General features: G+C 78.3%; 1 pseudogene. It reads left to right on the forward strand.

From position 1 onward, the window contains the following. Positions 1–1116 (forward strand): annotated as a pseudogene (locus SSNG_RS42380) (hypothetical protein); the annotation flags it as partial.

Here is a 1116-nt window from a genome sequence, read left to right on the forward strand (position 1 = left end):
TCCTGCCCGAACGGCTGTGGACCCGGGGCGCCGTGCGGCCCGAAGCCGGTCGCCGTCCGCTCCGACCGGCCCGCCGCCGCCACCCGCTCCTGGCAGCGGGTGCCCGCCGCCCGCCGGGCGCGGGGCGGCGGGCCCGTGGTCCCGGTCGTGGGGCTCGCGTCGGGCAGCCTGGCCCGGCTCGTGCGGACGGTGTCCGGGGACGGGCGCTGGCGCCGCCTCGCCTGCCTGCGCCTGGACGCCGCCCCCGCCCCCGGCACGGCACCGCCGCGCCGGGCCGCCACCGCGCTGGAGGCGGTCGAGCGGTTCCGGGCGAGCGCCTCCCCGACCGCCCAGCAGCTCGCCGCCCACCTGGCCGCCGTACCGCTGACGCTGCCCGTGATGACCCTCGTACGGCGCTCCCTGCTGCGCGACTCCGAGCACGGACACCTGGCGGAGGTGGCCCTCGGGGGGCTCTTCGCCCCGTGGGAGGGACAGCAGCGGCCGGAGGACGCGGAGTTCGACTTCCTGCCGGGGGTACGGGACGTGCTGCTCGGCTCCCAGCTGCGCGGGGACGTCGCCGCCGTACGGGAACTGGTGCGCCGCCGGGTCTGGGAGTTCATGTACCGCCACCGGGGCACCGGCCCCGACTTCTCCGCGACCCGGGTCACACCGGGGGAGGAGGGCCGCCGCCGCGTCCCGGCGGGAGCGATGCCGTTCGCCGAGCGGCCGGCGGTGGAAGGGGTTTCGCCAGAGCGGCCGGGCCCCGGCGGGGGCGCGGGCGAGGGAGTGGTGCGGGTCCGCTTCGAACCCCTCGCCGAGCCGCGCGAGGTCGGCACCTTGCTGACCCCCCGTCTGGTGCTCACCGCCGCGGAGGTGGCGAACCCCCGGGACACCGTCGCCTGGGCCGGCACACCCGACGGCAGGGAGGCCGCCTGCCGGGCCGTCTGGTGGGACGACGCGAGCCCGCGGGTGCTGCTGCTGGAGAGCGGGGAGGACCTGGCGGACCCTGCGGTTTTCACACCGCCGGTCTGGCAGACTCCGGCCCCGGGAGGGGAGGCGATGGTGGTCGTCCGTGGCTTCGCGGACAACCACGACTGGCACCCGGCCGCAGGTGGCGTCCGGATCAACAGCCGCGTC

Source organism: Streptomyces sp. C (assembly GCF_000158895.1).
In the GTDB taxonomy this organism is placed as follows: domain Bacteria; phylum Actinomycetota; class Actinomycetes; order Streptomycetales; family Streptomycetaceae; genus Streptomyces; species Streptomyces racemochromogenes.